Source organism: Pseudooctadecabacter sp., from assembly GCF_965657175.1.
GTDB lineage: Bacteria > Pseudomonadota > Alphaproteobacteria > Rhodobacterales > Rhodobacteraceae > Octadecabacter.
This window is the reverse complement of record NZ_CBFHNH010000004.1, coordinates 75,434-92,983: the sequence shown is the minus strand read 5'-3', so window position 1 is coordinate 92,983 and position 17,550 is coordinate 75,434. Positions and strand designations below refer to the sequence as shown.

Below are 17,550 nucleotides of genomic sequence, written 5' to 3'. Positions count from 1 at the left end.
AAATCTAAGGAAAAACAAGGAATTACCAAATGACCGATCATGTTCTGATCTTTGACACAACCCTGCGCGACGGCGAACAATCCCCCGGCGCCACCATGACCCACGCTGAAAAGCTCGAGATCGCTGAAATGCTCGACGATATGGGTGTGGACATCATCGAGGCAGGGTTTCCCATCGCCTCCGAAGGTGATTTCAATGCGGTGTCCGAAATCGCCAAACGTTCAAAGACCGCGCAAATCTGCGGGCTGAGCCGCGCCAATTTCAAAGACATCGACCGCTGCTGGGAGGCCGTGAAGCATTCAGAACGCCCGCGCATCCACACCTTTATCGGCACGTCTCCCCTGCACCGCGCGATCCCGAACCTCGACATGGATCAAATGGCCGACCGTATCCACGACTGCGTCACCCACGCGCGCAATCTTTGTGACAACGTCCAATGGTCCAGCATGGATGCCACCCGGACCGAATGGGATTTCCTCAAACGCACTGTGGATATCGCCATCAAAGCGGGTGCGACAACCATCAACATCCCCGACACGGTGGGCTACACCGAACCGGGGGAATCCGCGGCCCTCATCACACGTCTCATCGCCGAAGTGGACAATGCAGACAGCGTGATTTTCTCTACCCATTGTCACAATGACCTTGGCATGGCGACGGCCAATTCACTGGCCGCCGTAAACGGTGGCGCGCGCCAAATCGAATGCACGATCAATGGTCTGGGCGAACGCGCTGGTAACACAGCCCTCGAAGAGGTCGTGATGGCCCTGCGCGTGCGCCACGACATCATGCCTTATGACACGCGGATCGACACCACGAAGATCATGAACATCTCCCGCCGTGTGGCCACGGTCAGCGGCTTTCCGGTGCAGTTCAACAAAGCCATCGTCGGCAAAAACGCCTTCGCCCACGAAAGTGGCATCCACCAGGACGGCATGCTGAAAAACCGCGAAACGTTTGAGGTCATGAAGCCCGAGGATGTGGGCCTCAGCGGCACGTCCCTGCCACTGGGCAAACACTCTGGCCGGGCGGCGCTGCGCGATAAGCTCGATAAGCTGGGCTACACGATGGGCGACAATGAACTCAAAGACATCTTTGTGCGGTTCAAAGACCTCGCCGATCGCAAAAAGGAGGTCTTCGACGAAGACCTGATCGCCCTGATTGAACTCAGCGATAGCGCCGAAGACCACCTGAAACTCAAAGATCTGACCGTGATCTGCGGCATGAACGGCCCGCAAAAAGCGACCATGGTACTGGAGGTCGAAGGCACCGATCACACGGTGCAGGCCACCGGCGACGGCCCCGTTGATGCAACGTTCAATGCGGTCAAACAGCTTTTCCCCCACAACGCGCGCCTGCAACTGTATCAGGTGCACGCCGTCACAGAAGGCACCGATGCACAAGCGACCGTGTCTGTGCGCATGGAGGAAGAGGGCCGCATCGCCACGGGCCAATCTGCGGACACCGACACCGTCGTGGCCTCCGCCAAAGCCTATATCAACGCGCTGAACCGTCTGATCGTGCGGCGTGAGAAAATCGGCGCTGGGTCGGACAAAAAGGAAATCCGCTACACCGACGCAGGTGAATAGCCCCTTTCAAACAAACGATGTCGCAGACTTTCCAGCCTTTCTGGACGGTCTGCGACGGTTTATTGATCTGCACAATCCAGCGCCCGACGGCGGCGGGCTCAACCCTGCCCCTCGATGACGCGCCCAACTGCTTGCCTTTGCGCCCGACGCTTCGGCACAGATTGGCCAAACCCTCAACTTTATGGGCGACCTTCAGGCAGATGGCCTGTTTGACACCCTTTTGCACAGCGGCGGGACGATTTCGGGCAAAACCCAGCCCTATTCCGTCGTGATAGAGGACCTCAAAACCTATGATCCGTTTTGCGATGCGGTGTCGGTCTTTCGGTTCAAAAAAGGCAACCCTTGGTTCGGATTCCGCCGTGACGACATCGCGACAGACGCCCCACGCCCATGGTCGTTCAGCCGCACGGTGCGAAAAGGCCGCACAGAACTGTCTTTTGACGGTGCCATGGTCCCGCCAAACCTAACCCTCTTTTTGTGGCGCTGGTTTGCCCGTGTCACAGCCACAACCCCCAGCGTCTTTGGCGATAGCCCGAACCTGCGGCCGAATGCCTTTTCGGACCTTTCAAAACACTTTGAAACGGCCCTCATCTGGCCGGACCGAGGCGCGTTGTTTGTAAACGAAAACAGCGCGGTAGAATTGTCATTTTCATCACTGGGGTGGATGTCAAACATCCTCATCCCCGATGCGTCACGCCCCCATGACTTCACCGATGATATCTGCGCCTTGCTTGACCTGTCGCCCAAGACACTGGCGTCGGTCGTGGCACAGGATTTCGCCAAGTCCCAACAATAGCGGATAACCGCCCAAAGCGGGCCTCACCCCCCTTTCCCCCACACGGCACTGCGCCTATACACCTTTCAGTCTGCGCCCGTGGGGAGTCGCGGACATAAGACACATGGGAACGGCACAATATGTTTGGCTTAGGCAGCATCTTTTCGTCTGATATGGCGATCGACCTCGGAACCGCGAACACGCTGGTGTATGTGAAGGGCAAAGGCGTTGTCCTGTCCGAACCATCGGTCGTGGCCTACCACATGAAGGACGGCCAGAAAAAAGTGCTGGCCGTGGGCGAAGACGCCAAGCTGATGCTGGGCCGCACGCCGGGCAGCATTGAGGCGATCCGCCCCATGCGCGAAGGCGTGATCGCGGATTTTGACACCGCCGAAGAGATGATTAAACACTTCATCCGCAAGGTGCACCGCCGGTCTACGTTCTCTAAGCCCAAGATCATCGTCTGCGTGCCCCACGGCGCGACCCCTGTTGAAAAACGTGCCATCCGTCAGTCCGTGCTGTCCGCCGGTGCCCGCCGCGCTGGTCTAATTGCTGAACCCATCGCCGCCGCCATTGGCGCAGGCATGCCGATCACCGATCCCACCGGCAATATGGTCGTCGACATCGGCGGTGGTACGACCGAGGTCGCGGTCCTGTCGCTGGGTGACATCGTTTATGCGCGGTCTGTCCGCGTCGGTGGTGACCGTATGGACGAAGCGATCATCAGCTACCTGCGCCGCCAGCATAACCTGCTGATCGGGGAAAGCACCGCGGAACGCATCAAAACCTCGATCGGGACCGCCCGCATGCCCGACGACGGCCGAGGCCAGTCCATGCAAATCCGCGGCCGCGACCTGTTGAACGGCGTGCCAAAGGAAACCGACATCAGTCAGGCCCAAGTGGCCGAGGCTTTGGCCGAACCCGTGCAACAAATCTGCGAAGCCGTGATGACCGCGCTTGAAGCAACCCCACCCGATCTGGCGGCAGACATTGTCGACCGTGGCGTAATGCTGACAGGGGGCGGCGCTCTCTTGGGTCAGTTGGACCTTGCCCTGCGCGAACAAACGGGGCTTGCGATTTCCGTCGCCGACGAAAGCCTTAACTGCGTGGCCTTGGGCACCGGCAAAGCACTGGAATATGAAACCCAGTTGCGCCACGTTATTGATTACGACAGCTAACATTCGCGGGGGGAACCCCTTTGGCACGTAAGGATCAGACAGAGGATTATGTAAACCCCGTCCGGCGGCTGCTGGTCGGTATCCTTGTGCTGTTTATGCTGGCGACCTTCCTGATCTGGCGCATCGACAACCCGCGTGTGGAACGGTTCCGCATGATGGTGATCGACACGGTCGTGCCCAGCTTTGACTGGGCCATGGCGCCTGTCACGGGCATGGTAAATCTGCTGTCCGATTTTCAATCCTACCAACGACTTGCCCAGCAAAATTCCGATCTGCGTCGTGAATTGCAGGACATGAAAAGCTGGCGTGAGGCCGCGATCCAGCTTGATCAGGAAAACGCCCGTCTGCGCGACCTGATCAATGTTCAGCTGGACCCGCAGCTGACCCGCATCACGGGTGTGGTTATGGCCGACAGCGGGTCACCTTTCCGCCAATCTGTCCTGCTTAACGTGGGCGCGCGGGACGGCATCCTTGATGGCTGGCCCGCCATGGATGGCATCGGCCTTGTGGGCCGCATTTCCGGCGTGGGTGAAGTCACGTCGCGCGTGATCCTGGTCACCGACACTTCAAGCAAAATCCCCGTGACGATCCGCCCGTCCGGCCAGCGGGCCATTTTGTCCGGCGACAATACGATCAACCCCCTTCTCAGCTTCATCGAAGACCCCGATCAGGTGAAACCCGGCGACCGCATCGTGACCTCGGGCGATGGCGGCGTGTTTCCCGCTGATCTTCTCGTGGGGCAACTGGCGCGCGGTACCGATGGCCGTCTGCGGGCGCGCCTGTCGGCGGATCTTGAACGCCTCGAATTTCTGCGCGTCCTGCGCAGCCAGCCCACAGCCCGCATCGAAGAGGCAGGAGCCTTGCTGGCCCCCATGACCTTCCCCACGCCTGAGGCCCCCGACGTCACCGCCGAAGCGGAGGAGGCCAGCGATGGATGACACCGTTCTGCGCCGCCGCTGGATCGGGCGCATCACCTTCTTGTTGTTAGGGCTGGGCGTGGTCTTTTCCCACCTCATCCCGCTTGAGACCGTCCCCCCAAGTTTCGGGGGCCAATGGCTTTTGCCCATTGATGAGGTCGTGACGATCAATGACCAGACAAGCGCCCTCGCCCCTGACCCGGTGAACACACCGGTGCGGTGGATTGCCCCCGATCTGCTGTTGCTGATCACCTTGGCCTGGGTCGCCCGCAGGCCGTCCTTTGCACCGATCATGGTAATCGCGGTGGTCTTTTTTTTGTCGGATATGTTGTTCCAGCGGCCGCCAGGGCTGTGGACGGCGCTTGTGCTGATCTTGTCAGAGGTTCTGCGGGCGCGGGCACGGTCCATGCGGACGCTGCCATTTATGTTGGAATGGATCACCGTGGGGTCGGGGATCGCGCTTATTTCAGGCATCTACCACTTCACATTGTCGATGCTGCTGGTGCCACAGGCGACCTTTGGGCTGACAATGATCCAGATGATCCTTACTATTGCGGCCTATCCGATTGTTGTTTTTGTCTCCTATGCGGTGTTTGGCGTCAGCCGCCCTGCACCGGGGGAAGTGGATGCATTGGGGCACAGGTTATGAAACGTGGACCTAAGGAAACCGCCGAAGGCGCGCGCCGTCTGTCCAGACGTGCCATTCTGCTGGGCACAGCACAGATGGGTCTTGTCGCTGTCTTGGGCGGCCGGATGGCGACTATGCAGGTTGAACAGGCCGATCAGTTCCGCATGCTGGCCGAAGAAAACCGCATCAATCTGGGCCTGATCCCTCCGGCCCGTGGCCTGATCTACGACATTAATGGCGTAGTTCTGGCCGACAATGAACAGCACTACACCATCACCATGACCCGAGAGGGCGCGGGCGACGTGGACGAAGTCCTCGCCCGTCTCAGCCGCCTGATCGCGATTGATCCCGAACAGCTGGAAAAGGCGCGCGAAGAACTGAAAGTCCGTAGCGCTTTCGTCCCCGTGACCGTCGCCGAACGGGTCAGCTGGGAAGACATCAGCCGCGTGACCGTCAACGCCCCCGCCCTGCCCGGTGTGGTCGCGGAACTGGGCCGCAGCCGCTACTATCCGCAAGGCCCAGATATGGCCCACGTGGTGGGCTATGTTGGCCCCGTGTCTGACTATGACCTGAGCCGGATCGAAGATCAGGACCCGCTTTTGCAAATCCCGCGGTTTCAGATCGGCAAGACGATGGTTGAAAACAATCTTGAGCAGGACCTGCGCGGATCGGCGGGCACCAAACGGGTTGAGGTCAACGCCGCTGGCCGTGTCATGCGCGAACTGGACCGTGTCGAAGGGATCGCGGGATCCGACGTGCAGTTGACTGTGGATGCCCGTTTGCAAAATTACATTCAGGCGCGGCTGAACGGTGAAAGTGCCGCCGCCATTGTGCTGGACGTGACCAACGGGGATGTCAAAGGCATCGGCTCCGCCCCCAGCTACGATCCGAACCTCTTTGTGCAAGGCATTTCCGTCGCCCTGTGGGATGATCTGAATGAACGGGAAGTCGACCCCAAACTTCACCGTCGCCCCCTTGCTGCAAAAACCGTGCAAGGCACCTATCCCCCCGGATCAACATTCAAGATGGTGACGGCCCTCGCGGCGCTGGAAGATGGCGTCGTGAATGCCGATGAAACCGTGCGCTGCGTGGGCCATTTGGACGTCTTTGACGTGCGCTTCCACTGCTGGAAACGGTCCGGCCACGGGAACATGAACCTCAACGAAGGCCTCAAGCAGTCCTGCGACGTCTATTACTACGACATCTCCCAGCGGGTCGGCATCGACAAGATCGCCGCAATGGGGCGCAAGCTGGGTCTGGGAGAACGCCACGATCTGCCCATGTCTGCCGTTCGACCCGGCCTGATGCCCGACAAAGCGTGGAAACGTGAGGCCCGCGGAGAGGACTGGCGTGTGGGTGATACGGTCAACGCGTCCATCGGTCAGGGCTATGTGGCGACCTCACCGTTGCAACTGGCTGTGATGACCGCACGGATCGCAACCGGCAATGCCGTGAAACCACGGCTGGTGAAATCCATCGGCGGGGTGGAACAACCCTCCGGTGCGGGGGAAAGCCTCGGCCTGAATGAAAACAACCTGCGCCGCATCCGGCGGGCGATGTTTGACGTATCCAACAATTCACGCGGCACGGCCTACCGGTCCCGCATCGCGGAAGAGCGATTCAAGATGGCCGGCAAAACCGGCACATCCCAGGTCCGCGCCATTGTCCGCGATGAAAATGGCCGCGTGATCACCCGCAACGAAGACCTGCCGTGGAACGCCCGTGACCATGCGCTGTATGTGGCCTATGCGCCCGCCGACAACCCGAAGTATGCGGTGGCGGTCGTGGTGGAACATGGCGGCGGCGGGTCCGTGGCTGCGGCCCCGATTGCCCGCGATGTGCTGCTTCAGGCGCTCTACGAAGGCACCCCCCCGCTTGACGCCTACCCAGCGGCTGTCCGTGGCAGCATCGCCAACCAACAACGTCGGATGGAAGCCATGTTGCGCGACATCCAGCCCGGCCGCGACACGGATCAGGCGTAGCGGCATGTCCTATTTAGAATATCAGGTCAAATACGTCCCAAGCGGCTTTCGCAAGTTGATGTACCTCAACTGGCCGGTGGTGTTTTTAATCACCGCCGTGTCGGGCTTTGGCTTCTTGATGCTCTATTCGGTGGCGGGCGGGTCGATGGACCCTTGGGTCACCGCACAATCCCAACGATTTGGGCTTGGACTGGCCGTTATGATGATTATGGCGCTGATCCCGATCTGGTTTTGGCGCAACATGGCCGTCGTCGCCTATGTGGTGGCGCTGCTGTTGTTGGTCGCCGTGGAATTTGTCGGCGTTGAACGGAACGGGTCCCAACGTTGGATCGACCTTGGGCCGATGGATTTGCAACCGTCTGAATTGATGAAAATCTCGCTTATCATGTTGTTGGCTGCCTATTACGACTGGCTGCCGCTGAATAAGGTGAGCAAACCGCTCTGGATTATCGTGCCGCTAATCTTCATCGCTGCCCCTGCGTATCTGGTCCTGAGCCAGCCGGACCTTGGCACCACGATCTTGCTGGTCTCTGGCGGCGGCGCGATCATGTTTTTGGCAGGCGTCCACTGGGCCTATTTTGCGACGGTCATCGGGGCCGCTGTTGGGTTGGTCACAGCCGTGTTTCAATCGCGCGGCACCACATGGCAAATCCTGCAGGACTACCAATATCGCCGCATCGATACCTTCATTGACCCCACCCAAGACCCGCTCGGCGCGGGCTATCACATCACACAAGCCAAAATCGCCCTCGGCTCCGGGGGCTGGACCGGACGGGGGTTCATGCAGGGCACGCAAAGCCGACTGAACTTTCTGCCCGAAAAACACACCGACTTCATCTTCACCACATTGGCCGAAGAATTCGGGTTTGTTGGGGCCTTTGGCCTACTGATCCTTTATGCCCTGATCATCATTTTCTGCGTTATGTCCGCCATCACCAACAAGGACCGCTTTGCGTCGCTGGTCACAATGGGCGTGGCCGTGACGTTCTTTTTGTTCTTCGCCGTGAACATGGCGATGGTGATGGGGCTCGCCCCAGTCGTAGGTGTGCCGCTCCCGCTGGTCAGCTATGGCGGGTCCGCGATGTTGGTTCTCATGGTGGCCTTCGGATTGGTCCAATCCGCCCACGTCCATAAGCCGAGGTAATTCATGACCGTCACTGCCCTGTTTGTCGGGTCCGATCAGGACTGGGACACCTACGCGCCTGCCTTGATTGAGGCGTTCAAAGACCTGCCCCTGTCGGTGACCCTGACCGCGGATCACGCGCCAGAAACAGTCGACTACATCGTCATGGCCGGGTCCCAGATCATCGATGATTTCTCGCCCTTCACCAAGTGCAAAGCCCTGTTGCGGCTGTGGGCCGGAGTCGAAGACATCGTTCACAATGACACGATCACCTTCCCCATCTGCCGTATGGTTGGTGGGGGTCTGGACCAAGGTATGGTCGAATGGGTCGTGGCCCACGTGATGCGATACCATGTCGGGATGGACACACATATCCACGGCCAGGACGGCGTCTGGCGCAATGGTTTCGTGCCGCCTCTGGCGGGCGATCGCCCTGTCACAATCCTCGGCCTCGGTGCCTTGGGCACGGCCTGCGCGCAGGCACTGACCAGCTTGGGGTTCCCCGTCACAGGGTGGAGCCGGTCTCCCAAATCCATAGACGGCATCCGCTGTCTGTCCAATGATGTCGCAGACGCGCTCCAAAACGCGCAAATGGTCGTGGCCTTGCTGCCCAAAACGCCAGACACCGAAAATATCCTGAACGCCGAAACACTGGCGAAAACGGCCAAGGGTGCATATCTCTTAAATCCTGGTCGTGGGCCTCTGATTGATGACACCGCCCTCTTGGCGGCCTTGGACAGCGGACAGATCGCCCATGCGACCTTAGATACGTTCCGCAAAGAACCCCTGCCAGAAAGCGACCCCTTCTGGGCACATCCCCACGTGACGGTGACACCGCATATCGCCTCAGCCACCCGCCCCAAACCCGCAGCCCGCGTGATCGCGGACAACATCCAACGGGGTGAAGCGGGCCTGCCTTTCGTGCACACAGTGGACCGTACCGCAGGCTACTGACGCACCCCGTTTCTCTGGTTCAAAAATACCTCCGCCGGAGGCCACAAAATTCGTCGAATTTTGTGCGCCCGCCCCGCAGGGATCAGTGCAACTTTGGCGGCTTGCTGGGGTCCATACCTGGGTTAGCCCCCGGCTGTTGCGGCATCTGCAGGGTGGGTAAATCGAACCGCAATCCAACTTTGGCCACACGTTCCGCAACACCGTCCCCACCTTCAAGGTGGGCCACGTCCAGCATCCCCGCATCAATGCCCGAAAACACCAAGGCCTCATTCACCGCCGCCGTCAGCGCGCCCTCTGCGCCCTCAACGGTGCCCACAAACGCCAGCATATGTCCGCGTCCTCCACCTTCATAGGTGACACCGCACAGATAAGCCTCAACCGCCAACCCCGCCGCCGTGGCCAGCTTGCGGTCCAATGCCTCCAGCAGGCTTTCGGGCAGACCTTGGGGCGGGGTCAATTCGGTGATCTGGCCTTCGACCTCTTCGGGATCAGACCCCAAGGTCTGCGCCAACCAATCCACAGCCTCTGCGGGGATCAACATGGCCGACGGGGCCACGCCCATATTCAGCGCCATCCCGATCCGTTGGTTTTCCAACATCTGCGCCATCCCACGGCCCGACAGCGCCGCGTAGGGGGCGATTTTGCCGTAGAATTCAACCATCCGGGCTTCACGATCAAAGATCAGGACAAACTGCTGGTCTTCGACCTCAAACAGGGCGGGCGTGATCTGGTCTCCCTCGGCCTCGCCCTCCAGCAGCATGAACAATTCACTGTCGGCTAGCCGTTCGTAAAACCGCAACCGCGCCAGATCGTCTTCTTCATTGGCCATCATCGCCCCGTGGGCGGTGTCCAGTTCCGTCACATCAGTCATCCAAAACCTCTCTCACGCGCGCCCGAAGCGCAGGCAAAACATCCTCCGCAAACCACGGATGTTTCTTGAGCCATCCGGTATTGCGCCACGACGGATGAGGCAAGACAAAGGTGTGAGGTGCATGGTCGCGCCAGTCAGCCACGGTGTCTGTCACACCCGTCTTGACGCCCAAATGATACCGATGCGCCGCAGCCCCGACCAACACCCGCAACCGGACGTCCGGCAGATCAGACATCACACGGTCATGCCACGTTTGGCCGCATATTTCGGGCGGCGGCAGGTCCGACCCCTTGGCGTCGTAGCCCGGAAAACAAAATGCCATGGGCACGATGGCGACCTTGTTGCGATCATAAAAAGCGGCCTTATCCACGCCCAACCAGTCACGCAGACGGTCCCCGGACGGATCCGTAAAGGGCTGTCCGCTTTTGTGGACGCGCATCCCCGGTGCCTGCCCCGCGATCAGCAGCCGCGCCGAGGGTCTGAACCACACAACAGGTCGGGGGGCGTGCGCGGTTTGCGTCGTCGCAAAGCGCGCAGCACACAGTCGGCAGTTTTCAATGTCTGACGTCAGTCCCATGTTCCTGACTTACCCAATGGATCGGCAAAGACCAGCCAGAGGGGGACAATCCATGTAAGCTCCCCCTCAAATTCTCGTCACATTCACTGTAAACTAACCCTTATCGCCGACATATTATGGACGCATTGTTCACTTATCGAAGACAATTGCGGGCAAACGTGTAAACGATAGGATAGCCCGAACAGAGGTCGCACACAGCCGAATGCTTGAGTTTGTAAATGTCAGTAAGTCCTTTTGGACAGGCACCCAGCGCAAGGTGATCCTTGATCGCGCGTCATTTCGCGTGGAACTGGGCAATTCTCTTGGTATTCTCGCCCCGAACGGCACCGGTAAAACGACGATCATCAACATGATGGCGGGTCTTGAAAAACCTGATGAGGGTGAAATTCACCGCATGTGCCGCATCTCATTTCCGCTGGGTTTTATGGGCGGCGTTGTTGGAAAACACACAGCCCGCGAAAACTGTCGCTATATTGCGCGTCTCTACTCGCTTGACCCCGATTATGTTGAAGCATTCTGCCGGTGGATGACCGGCATCGAAGAATATTTTGATATGCCCATCGGCACCTACAGTTCCGGCATGCGGGCGCGTTTCACCTTTAGCCTGATGTTGGCACTTGAATTCGATATGTATCTGATCGACGAAGGCATGCCCCAGACCACCGATGCGGAATTCAACCGCAAAGCCGGTGAAATCCTGCGTGAGCGTCTGGCCAGGACAACCGTTATTATCGTGTCGCACCAACCCGCGACGCTTGAAAAATTCGCCCGGTCGGCGGCTGTCTTAAATAACGGCCAATTGACCATGTTTGACACCTTGGAAGAAGCGAAACAGCTCTATGACTACGAAACCCAAGGCACAGAAATTCCGGATACGACGTTCGTCAACAGCGGCTGATCAGCCCGCAGCGACGCCCTCGGATCCCGCCCAGCCGCCAGCCGCACCCGCGCCTGCGGCCTCTGGCGTTGTGGACAGCGCCCAGTCCGTCGCGGTCGAAACCAATATCGATGCCATTCGGCAAGAGGGTCTGACAGGCCGTCAGCTGCGCATGGCGCGCCGCGTGGCGCAGAAAAACGGGCTGGCCGTTACGTCCGACTTTGATGCCGTCCGCCAGCTACGGCAACTTGGCATTGATCCATTCCAGCGCGCCAATGTCCTAGAACTCGTGGCGCCCACAGATCAGGCCAATGGTGCGCCCGGCGATCAGATGCAAGCGGCCACCGCCAAGGTCCCCGCAGATCAGGCCAAAGTGCAACTGCCCCAGACGGTACAGCGCCAACAAAGCCTGCCCTCGGCCCAGATCGGCGCAGGCCATAATCCGGCTGAGGTACGGGCCAACGAAATTCGCAGCATCCAGAAAGACATCGCCCGCCGCAGACGCCGCAATCTTGGGCTGCTTATGGTCCGGCTGGCGCTGTTTATCCTGCTGCCGACCATTGCTGCCGGATATTATTTCTACGCTATCGCGACCCCGATGTATGGCACCAAGTCCGAATTCGTTATCCAGCAGGCCGAAAACCAAGGCGGTGGCGGATTGGGCAGCCTGTTCTCAGGCACCGGCCTTGCGACGCAAACGGACAGCACCACGGTCCAGTCCTACATGACATCACGTGAGGCGTTCTTGCGCCTTGATGCGGATCATGACTTTACGGCCCATTTCTCGGACCCGTCGATCGACCCGATCCAGCGACTGGATGAAGACGCCACGGTTGAAGCGGCCTATGCCGTTTTTCAGGATCACGTGAAAATTGGCTACGACACGACCGAAGGCATCCTGAAAATGGAAGTCATCGCCGCCGACCCTGACAAAAGCCAGGAATTCTCGGAGGCGCTGATCGGCTTTGCCGAAGAACAGGTCGACCAGCTGACCCAGCGCATCCGCGAAGACCAGATGGCGGGCGCGCGCGACACCTTTGAAGAAGCCGCCGAACGCCGGAATGAGGCTTTGGCCGAACTTGTCCGCATCCAGCAAGAGACGGAGCAAGGCCCCGTCGGCGCCGAAAGTGCCGCCCTACAACAGCGGATCGTTAATTTGCAGGTCCAGTTGGATGATGAACGCCTGAACCTCGCGGCGCTTAACAACAACCGTCGTCCAAACGAAGCGCAGGTGCGTCAGGTCGAAAGCCAGATCACCATTTTGGAAAACCAGATCGATGTCCTGCGCAACCAGCTGTCCAGCGATGGCACGATTGTCTCGAACGACGCCCGGTTGCGGCTGGCTGAGGAAAACTACGCGTTTGAACTGGCAAATGTGCAGGCCGCCCTCGCCTCCATGGACAGCGCCCGCATCGAAGCCAACCGTCAGGTCCGGTATCTGTCGATTTCCGTGTCCCCCATCGCACCGGATGAGGCCACGTATCCACGCGCGTTCGAAAATACCCTGCTGGCGTTTTTGATCCTGTCGGGCATCTATCTGATGATCTCCCTCACAGCATCGATCCTGCGCGAGCAGGTCAGTTCCTAATTGTGACCCTCTTGCGGGCTCCGACAACTTTGTCGGGGCCTGCTGCACCCAAACGACGTGATCGTGACACTTGTCGGCCCGTCGCAGCCCCCCTAACATCGGGTGAACCTTACGGGACGCACCTGACATGTACTTGATCCGCCTTCTGACGGTCCTGATTTTCCTGACGCCGGCAACGGCCAGTTTCGCACAAGACACCGCATCCGGCCCCATCGCGACGGAACAAAGCGGCCAACAGGACGCTGAAATCGCCGTCCGCATTCGCGATATTCTGGGCGAGTTGGGCAATTATGGCGACATCACCGTCACCGTATCCGACGGCGTTGTGACCCTGCGCGGGACGACAAATTCGCTTGTGGAACGTCAAGACCTCGACGCTTTGGTCAATCGGGTCGAAGGCGTTGTGGCCCTCAAAAACGAAGTGACGGAAACAACAGATATCGCCCGCAGGCTTGACCCAGCTGTTGACAGGTTCATGGGCCGGGTCGAACAATTGCTCGTCCAACTGCCCTTGGCGCTGATTTCTCTGGCGGTCTTTTTGCTGATCAACTGGGTCGGATCATGGGTCGGGCGTTGGCGGCAACCGTGGGACAGGCTTGCGCCAAATGCCTTTATTGCCGACCTGTTCCGAACCCTCGCGCGGATTGCGTTTCTGATCGCCGCAATCGTTATCTCCCTTGATATTATGAACGCGACGGCATTGCTGTCGACGATTCTGGGCGCGGCAGGTTTGATCGGTTTGGCCATCGGCTTTGCCGTAAGGGATACGGTCGAAAACTTCATCGCCTCGGTTATGCTGTCCATTCGGCAGCCTTTCAGGCCTAATGATGTCGTCGAAATCAACGGCGATCAGGGTAAGGTGATCCGCCTGACATCCCGTGCCACCATCCTCCTCAGCTTTGATGGCAACCATATTCGTATCCCGAACGCGACTGTGTTCAAAAGCCGGATCATCAATTTCAGCCAGAACCGCGAACGCCGGTTCACCTTTACCATCGGCATAGAAAGCAGCGCCGATTTGGGTGGCACGCGCGAATTGGCGATCGAAACCGTGCGCGCCTTGCCCTTCGTGTTGCCGGAACCCGCAGCCGATGCCTGGATCGGGGACATCACCGATGCGGGCATTGAAATCGTCGTCGTGGGCTGGATTGATCAGACAGAAACATCAACCGTCCGTGCACGCGGTGAGGCACTGCGCCTTGTCAAACACGCCATCGAAGCCTCCGGCGTGGCCCTACCCAACACGACGTATACGATCAAAATGACCGGCGGGCCGACGTCGAATGCATCACAGGACACCGCTGCCGCCGTGCCGGATGCCCCTTCCGAAAGCACACAGGTCGCCGAAGTCCGGCCCGCATCCGACGAAGCCTTGGACAAGTTGATTGACGCGGAACGCCAATCCGAAGAGGCCGAAGATCTGCTGCGTGACGATGCTGCACACGAATAGAAAATAACGCAGATTCAGGGCTTGAACCCCGCAAGTCTTTTTCGTATCTCATCCCTCGCTGATGGGATGTAGCCAAGTGGTAAGGCAACTGTTTTTGGTACAGTGTACCGTAGGTTCGAATCCTACCATCCCAGCCAGCTTTCCTCGAACGCGTTGAACGACAGACGCCACACTGTGGCCCAATGTCCTTTGCCATTGCGCCGACTATTCAGCCACGCCTCCCCACGGATCGTGCATCTAGCAGGATCACCTGTCGCGTTCAGGCTGATGTGGTGCGACGAATGCATCCGGCTCCCAAAGCCTGCTGACGCAGCGCCCCTGCGTCGCAAGAACGCTGGCCAGTCCGGTCGCCGCCTGATGTTGAAGTTTCAAAGACAGGCCCCCGCAGCTGCGACATTCGCCAGCTACGCGCATAATAATTGCCGATTAGTCATATCAGATAATTCTGCAATACTGGCCAAAGCGACACTTCAAAAAATGGGACACCGCATGTTTGAGAACTTCGTCGAAGACCGTATCGAAGGCGATGGTGCCACGTTGTTCGTCCGCCGCGCCGGACCGCAGGGCGCGCCGCCCTTGGTTTTGCTGCACGGCTATCCACAAACCTCAGCCATGTGGCACGGCGTGGCACCCATTCTGGCACAGACCTACCAAGTGATCTGTCCGGATTTGCGTGGATACGGCCAGTCGGACAAGCCCGCCTCAGACGCCGAGCATGCCCCCTATTCAAAGCGCGCCATGGCAAATGACATTGTCGCCGTCATGCAGCATTTGGGGCATGACCGCTTTTATGTCGGGGCTCATGATCGTGGCGCCCGCGTGGCGCACAGGATGGGGCTGGATCACCCTGATTGCGTCGCCGCGATGACGCTGCTGGACATTGCCCCCACGCGTGAGATGTACGCAGGCACTTCTGCGACCTTTGCCGACCTTTATTGGCACTGGTTTTTCCTGATCCAAAAACATCCGTTGCCAGAGACGTTGATCGGTGCGGATCCAGTCGGGTTCTGGAAGATGAAATGTTTCAATCAGACACGCGGTGAAAACCCGTTTTCAGACGAGGCTTTGGCCGAATATCTGAACGCGTTTTCTGCCCCCGATGCGATCCATGCCTGCTGCGAGGATTACCGCGCGGCGGCCAGCATCGACATCGACCACGACGATGCAGACGGGGGCCGCAAACTTGATATGCCCCTTCTGACCCTGTGGGCAAAACGCGGTGTCATTGAGACCTGCTTTGATGCGCTTGACCTTTGGCGGCAGCGGGCGGCCCACGTCGAGGGCGAAGCCCTCGATACGACCCACTACATGGCCGAAGAAATCCCGAGTGAGATCGCGTCACGTATGTCCGATTTCTTCGCACGCACGCCTCTTCTTGCGGACGCCCAGAAATGAACCGGACGCTCTACGACAAATTGGTCGACGCACATAAAGTCTGCGATTTGCCCGACGGAGACATACTAATCTAAGTCGATTGCCACATCATGAATGAATACACCAGCCCGCAGGCGTTTTCGGGGCTGGACGCCAAAGGACTGCATGTTTGGCTGCCCGAGGCGCATCTGGCCGTCGTGGATCATGTGAACGCCAACCGAAGCAGCGCCCACCACGACGCCGCCTCAAAACTGCTGATCGACAATCTGGAGGCCAATTGCGCCAAACACGGCATCGCATATTACGGCATTGGCGATGCGCGGCAGATGACGTCACGCAAACGGCGGTCCACGGGCACCCCCACAGCGGACTGTTTGAATTCACGAATGAAAGCTGGGTCAGCGACGACGGCGCAGTTTTCGACACAGGCATCGCCATTTCGGGCGGTGATATTGAACCGCTGGTGACATGGGGCACCAGCCCTGATCAATCCGTGCCGATCACCTCGCATGTGCCAAGGGTTGCGGACTATGCCTCCCCCAAGGCACAGGCCGCTTTGGACCGCGCGTTGCAGTGCATGGGTCTGTCTGAAGGGCAAGCGGCCAAGTCCATCACCATCGACACGGCCTTTATCGGGTCCTGCACCAATTCACGCATCGAAGACCTGCGGGAAGCGGCCAAATAACTAAATAGGCGCAAAGTCGCCAAAGGGGTTGAGGCGATCGTCGTGCCGGGGTCTGCGATGACACGCATGATGGCCGAAGCCGAAGGCCTAAGCGAGATCTTTGAGGCGGCGGGCTTTGAATGGCGGCCACAGGCAGGCTGTTCCATGTGTTTGGCCATGAACGACGATATCGCCATGGACGGCGAACGGGTCGCCTCATCCACCAACCGAAACTTCGAAGGGCGACAGGGGCGCGGCGCACGCACCCATCTGGTGTCACCGGCCATGGTCGCCGCGGCCGCAATCGCCGGTCATTTGGCCGATGTGCGGGATTTCACATGATGGACAAGCGGATCAAAGGCATCGCCGCACCGCTTCCGCTGGCCAATGTCGACACCGATGTGATCATGCCCAAACGGTTCTTGATCACAATCACCCGCGAGGGACTGGCGGATGGAACATTTGCCGATCTGCGCTTTGATGCGACAGGGGGCAAACGCGCGAACTTTGCCTTGAACCAGCCGCCATGGACGACCACCAGCATTCTAATTGTCGGTGACAATTTCGGCTGCGGGTCCAGCCGAGAACATGCGGTCTGGGGTCTGCGCCAACTGGGGATCGACGCCTGCATCGGCACGGGGTTTGCCGGCATCTTCTACGACAACGTCCGCAAAAACGGTTTTGCCCTGCCCATTGTGTCCCCTGCGGTGCGGGATGCGCTGTTGGTGTTTGCCGGAGATCCCAAAGACGTTGAGGTCGTCATCGACCTTGGCCAGCGCGGAATTACCGCCGGCGAAATAACTGCCCCCTTTGATACGGACGACGCCAGACAAACGGCCCTGTTCCGTGGGCGCGATGACACGTTGGACACCCTAGACCACGCACGGCGATCCGCCGGTTTGAGGCAGGTCTATCCGCCAAAATGCGCGTTAACGTCATCAAACAGGCAGCGGCGCGGCTGTTTTTTGAAACCATCAGACACGTAAGCCTAACGCACAACCCC

At 59.1% G+C, this 17,550-nt stretch carries 15 protein-coding genes, 1 tRNA gene and 1 pseudogene; 15 read left to right on the top strand and 2 right to left on the bottom strand.

Going from position 1 to position 17,550, the window contains the following annotated elements; genetic code table 11:
- Positions 1 to 29: 29 nt before the first annotated feature.
- The 8 genes from ACTG36_RS05480 to ACTG36_RS05445 all read left to right on the top strand — a co-directional run bounded on the left by ACTG36_RS05480 (position 30) and on the right by ACTG36_RS05445 (position 9,146).
- The gene (locus tag ACTG36_RS05480) at positions 30 to 1,589 is read left to right on the top strand and encodes a 2-isopropylmalate synthase (protein WP_375279777.1); all 1,560 of its coding nucleotides are present in this window, start codon (positions 30 to 32) and stop codon (positions 1,587 to 1,589) included.
- Between the two features lie 181 nt (positions 1,590 to 1,770).
- Complete coding sequence (locus ACTG36_RS05475; protein WP_375279776.1) at positions 1,771 to 2,385, top strand: hypothetical protein; 615 nt, start codon at positions 1,771 to 1,773, stop codon at positions 2,383 to 2,385.
- A gap of 119 nt (positions 2,386 to 2,504) precedes the next feature.
- On the top strand, positions 2,505 to 3,542 hold the full coding sequence (locus ACTG36_RS05470) for a rod shape-determining protein (protein WP_375279775.1): 1,038 nt from the start codon (positions 2,505 to 2,507) through the stop codon (positions 3,540 to 3,542).
- A gap of 20 nt (positions 3,543 to 3,562) precedes the next feature.
- Positions 3,563 to 4,480 carry a rod shape-determining protein MreC gene (gene mreC / locus ACTG36_RS05465; protein ID WP_375279774.1) on the top strand — a complete coding sequence of 306 codons (918 nt, stop codon included), beginning with the start codon at positions 3,563 to 3,565 and terminating at the stop codon, positions 4,478 to 4,480.
- Entirely contained in the window at positions 4,473 to 5,108 is a 636-nt protein-coding gene (locus ACTG36_RS05460; protein ID WP_375279773.1) for a hypothetical protein, read from the top strand. The genes mreC and ACTG36_RS05460 overlap by 8 nt, the downstream gene beginning before the upstream one ends.
- Positions 5,105 to 7,069 carry a penicillin-binding protein 2 gene (mrdA, locus tag ACTG36_RS05455; RefSeq protein WP_375279772.1) on the top strand — a complete coding sequence of 655 codons (1,965 nt, stop codon included), beginning with the start codon at positions 5,105 to 5,107 and terminating at the stop codon, positions 7,067 to 7,069. The genes ACTG36_RS05460 and mrdA overlap by 4 nt, the downstream gene beginning before the upstream one ends.
- Before the next feature lie 4 nt (positions 7,070 to 7,073).
- Positions 7,074 to 8,213 carry a rod shape-determining protein RodA gene (gene rodA / locus ACTG36_RS05450; RefSeq protein WP_375279771.1) on the top strand — a complete coding sequence of 380 codons (1,140 nt, stop codon included), beginning with the start codon at positions 7,074 to 7,076 and terminating at the stop codon, positions 8,211 to 8,213.
- Positions 8,214 to 8,216: 3 nt separating this feature from the next.
- Positions 8,217 to 9,146, top strand: a complete 930-nt coding sequence (locus ACTG36_RS05445) for a 2-hydroxyacid dehydrogenase (protein WP_375279770.1) — start codon at positions 8,217 to 8,219, stop codon at positions 9,144 to 9,146.
- Between the two features lie 82 nt (positions 9,147 to 9,228).
- Here ACTG36_RS05445 and ACTG36_RS05440 read toward each other — a convergent pair whose 3' ends face one another.
- A complete protein-coding gene (locus tag ACTG36_RS05440; RefSeq protein ID WP_375279769.1) occupies positions 9,229 to 10,017 on the bottom strand; it encodes an SseB family protein in 789 nt (262 codons plus the stop codon).
- Positions 10,010 to 10,594: a uracil-DNA glycosylase family protein gene (locus ACTG36_RS05435; protein ID WP_375279768.1), complete on the bottom strand. Its 585-nt coding sequence runs from the start codon at positions 10,592 to 10,594 to the stop codon at positions 10,010 to 10,012. Before ACTG36_RS05435 ends, ACTG36_RS05440 begins: the two co-directional genes overlap by 8 nt.
- A gap of 202 nt (positions 10,595 to 10,796) precedes the next feature.
- Between ACTG36_RS05435 and ACTG36_RS05430 the strand changes: the two genes are divergently transcribed.
- The 7 genes and pseudogenes from ACTG36_RS05430 (at position 10,797) to leuD (ending at position 17,533) form a co-directional block, all read left to right on the top strand.
- The gene (locus ACTG36_RS05430) at positions 10,797 to 11,492 is read left to right on the top strand and encodes an ABC transporter ATP-binding protein (RefSeq protein ID WP_375279767.1); all 696 of its coding nucleotides are present in this window, start codon (positions 10,797 to 10,799) and stop codon (positions 11,490 to 11,492) included.
- Positions 11,434 to 13,059: a capsule biosynthesis protein gene (locus ACTG36_RS05425; RefSeq protein WP_375279766.1), complete on the top strand. Its 1,626-nt coding sequence runs from the start codon at positions 11,434 to 11,436 to the stop codon at positions 13,057 to 13,059. Before ACTG36_RS05430 ends, ACTG36_RS05425 begins: the two co-directional genes overlap by 59 nt.
- 127 nt (positions 13,060 to 13,186) lie before the next feature.
- Positions 13,187 to 14,509 carry a mechanosensitive ion channel domain-containing protein gene (locus ACTG36_RS05420; RefSeq protein ID WP_375279765.1) on the top strand — a complete coding sequence of 441 codons (1,323 nt, stop codon included), beginning with the start codon at positions 13,187 to 13,189 and terminating at the stop codon, positions 14,507 to 14,509.
- A gap of 62 nt (positions 14,510 to 14,571) precedes the next feature.
- A tRNA-Gln gene (locus tag ACTG36_RS05415) sits at positions 14,572 to 14,646 on the top strand.
- A 352-nt stretch (positions 14,647 to 14,998) separates the two neighbouring features.
- Positions 14,999 to 15,904, top strand: a complete 906-nt coding sequence (locus ACTG36_RS05410; protein WP_375279764.1) for an alpha/beta fold hydrolase — start codon at positions 14,999 to 15,001, stop codon at positions 15,902 to 15,904.
- Positions 15,901 to 16,889 (top strand): annotated as a pseudogene (locus ACTG36_RS05405) (aconitase family protein). The gene ACTG36_RS05410 and the pseudogene ACTG36_RS05405 overlap by 4 nt, the downstream one beginning before the upstream one ends.
- Positions 16,886 to 17,533: a 3-isopropylmalate dehydratase small subunit gene (gene leuD, locus ACTG36_RS05400; RefSeq protein ID WP_375279763.1), complete on the top strand. Its 648-nt coding sequence runs from the start codon at positions 16,886 to 16,888 to the stop codon at positions 17,531 to 17,533. The pseudogene ACTG36_RS05405 and the gene leuD overlap by 4 nt, the downstream one beginning before the upstream one ends.
- Positions 17,534 to 17,550: the final 17 nt, after the last annotated feature.

What these genes read in the sequence shown, in the direction of transcription:
- ACTG36_RS05480 (WP_375279777.1), top strand. Translation starts at nt 30, where the DNA reads ATGACCGATCATGTTCTGATCTTTGACACAACCCTGCGCGACGGCGAA.
- ACTG36_RS05475 (WP_375279776.1), top strand. Translation starts at nt 1,771, where the DNA reads ATGGGCGACCTTCAGGCAGATGGCCTGTTTGACACCCTTTTGCACAGC.
- ACTG36_RS05470 (WP_375279775.1), top strand. Translation starts at nt 2,505, where the DNA reads ATGTTTGGCTTAGGCAGCATCTTTTCGTCTGATATGGCGATCGACCTC.
- ACTG36_RS05460 (WP_375279773.1), top strand. Translation starts at nt 4,473, where the DNA reads ATGGATGACACCGTTCTGCGCCGCCGCTGGATCGGGCGCATCACCTTC.
- mrdA (WP_375279772.1), top strand. Translation starts at nt 5,105, where the DNA reads ATGAAACGTGGACCTAAGGAAACCGCCGAAGGCGCGCGCCGTCTGTCC.
- rodA (WP_375279771.1), top strand. Translation starts at nt 7,074, where the DNA reads ATGTCCTATTTAGAATATCAGGTCAAATACGTCCCAAGCGGCTTTCGC.
- ACTG36_RS05445 (WP_375279770.1), top strand. Translation starts at nt 8,217, where the DNA reads ATGACCGTCACTGCCCTGTTTGTCGGGTCCGATCAGGACTGGGACACC.
- ACTG36_RS05440 (WP_375279769.1), bottom strand. Translation starts at nt 10,017, where the DNA reads ATGACTGATGTGACGGAACTGGACACCGCCCACGGGGCGATGATGGCC.
- ACTG36_RS05435 (WP_375279768.1), bottom strand. Translation starts at nt 10,594, where the DNA reads ATGGGACTGACGTCAGACATTGAAAACTGCCGACTGTGTGCTGCGCGC.
- ACTG36_RS05430 (WP_375279767.1), top strand. Translation starts at nt 10,797, where the DNA reads ATGCTTGAGTTTGTAAATGTCAGTAAGTCCTTTTGGACAGGCACCCAG.
- ACTG36_RS05425 (WP_375279766.1), top strand. Translation starts at nt 11,434, where the DNA reads ATGACTACGAAACCCAAGGCACAGAAATTCCGGATACGACGTTCGTCA.
- ACTG36_RS05420 (WP_375279765.1), top strand. Translation starts at nt 13,187, where the DNA reads ATGTACTTGATCCGCCTTCTGACGGTCCTGATTTTCCTGACGCCGGCA.
- ACTG36_RS05410 (WP_375279764.1), top strand. Translation starts at nt 14,999, where the DNA reads ATGTTTGAGAACTTCGTCGAAGACCGTATCGAAGGCGATGGTGCCACG.
- leuD (WP_375279763.1), top strand. Translation starts at nt 16,886, where the DNA reads ATGATGGACAAGCGGATCAAAGGCATCGCCGCACCGCTTCCGCTGGCC.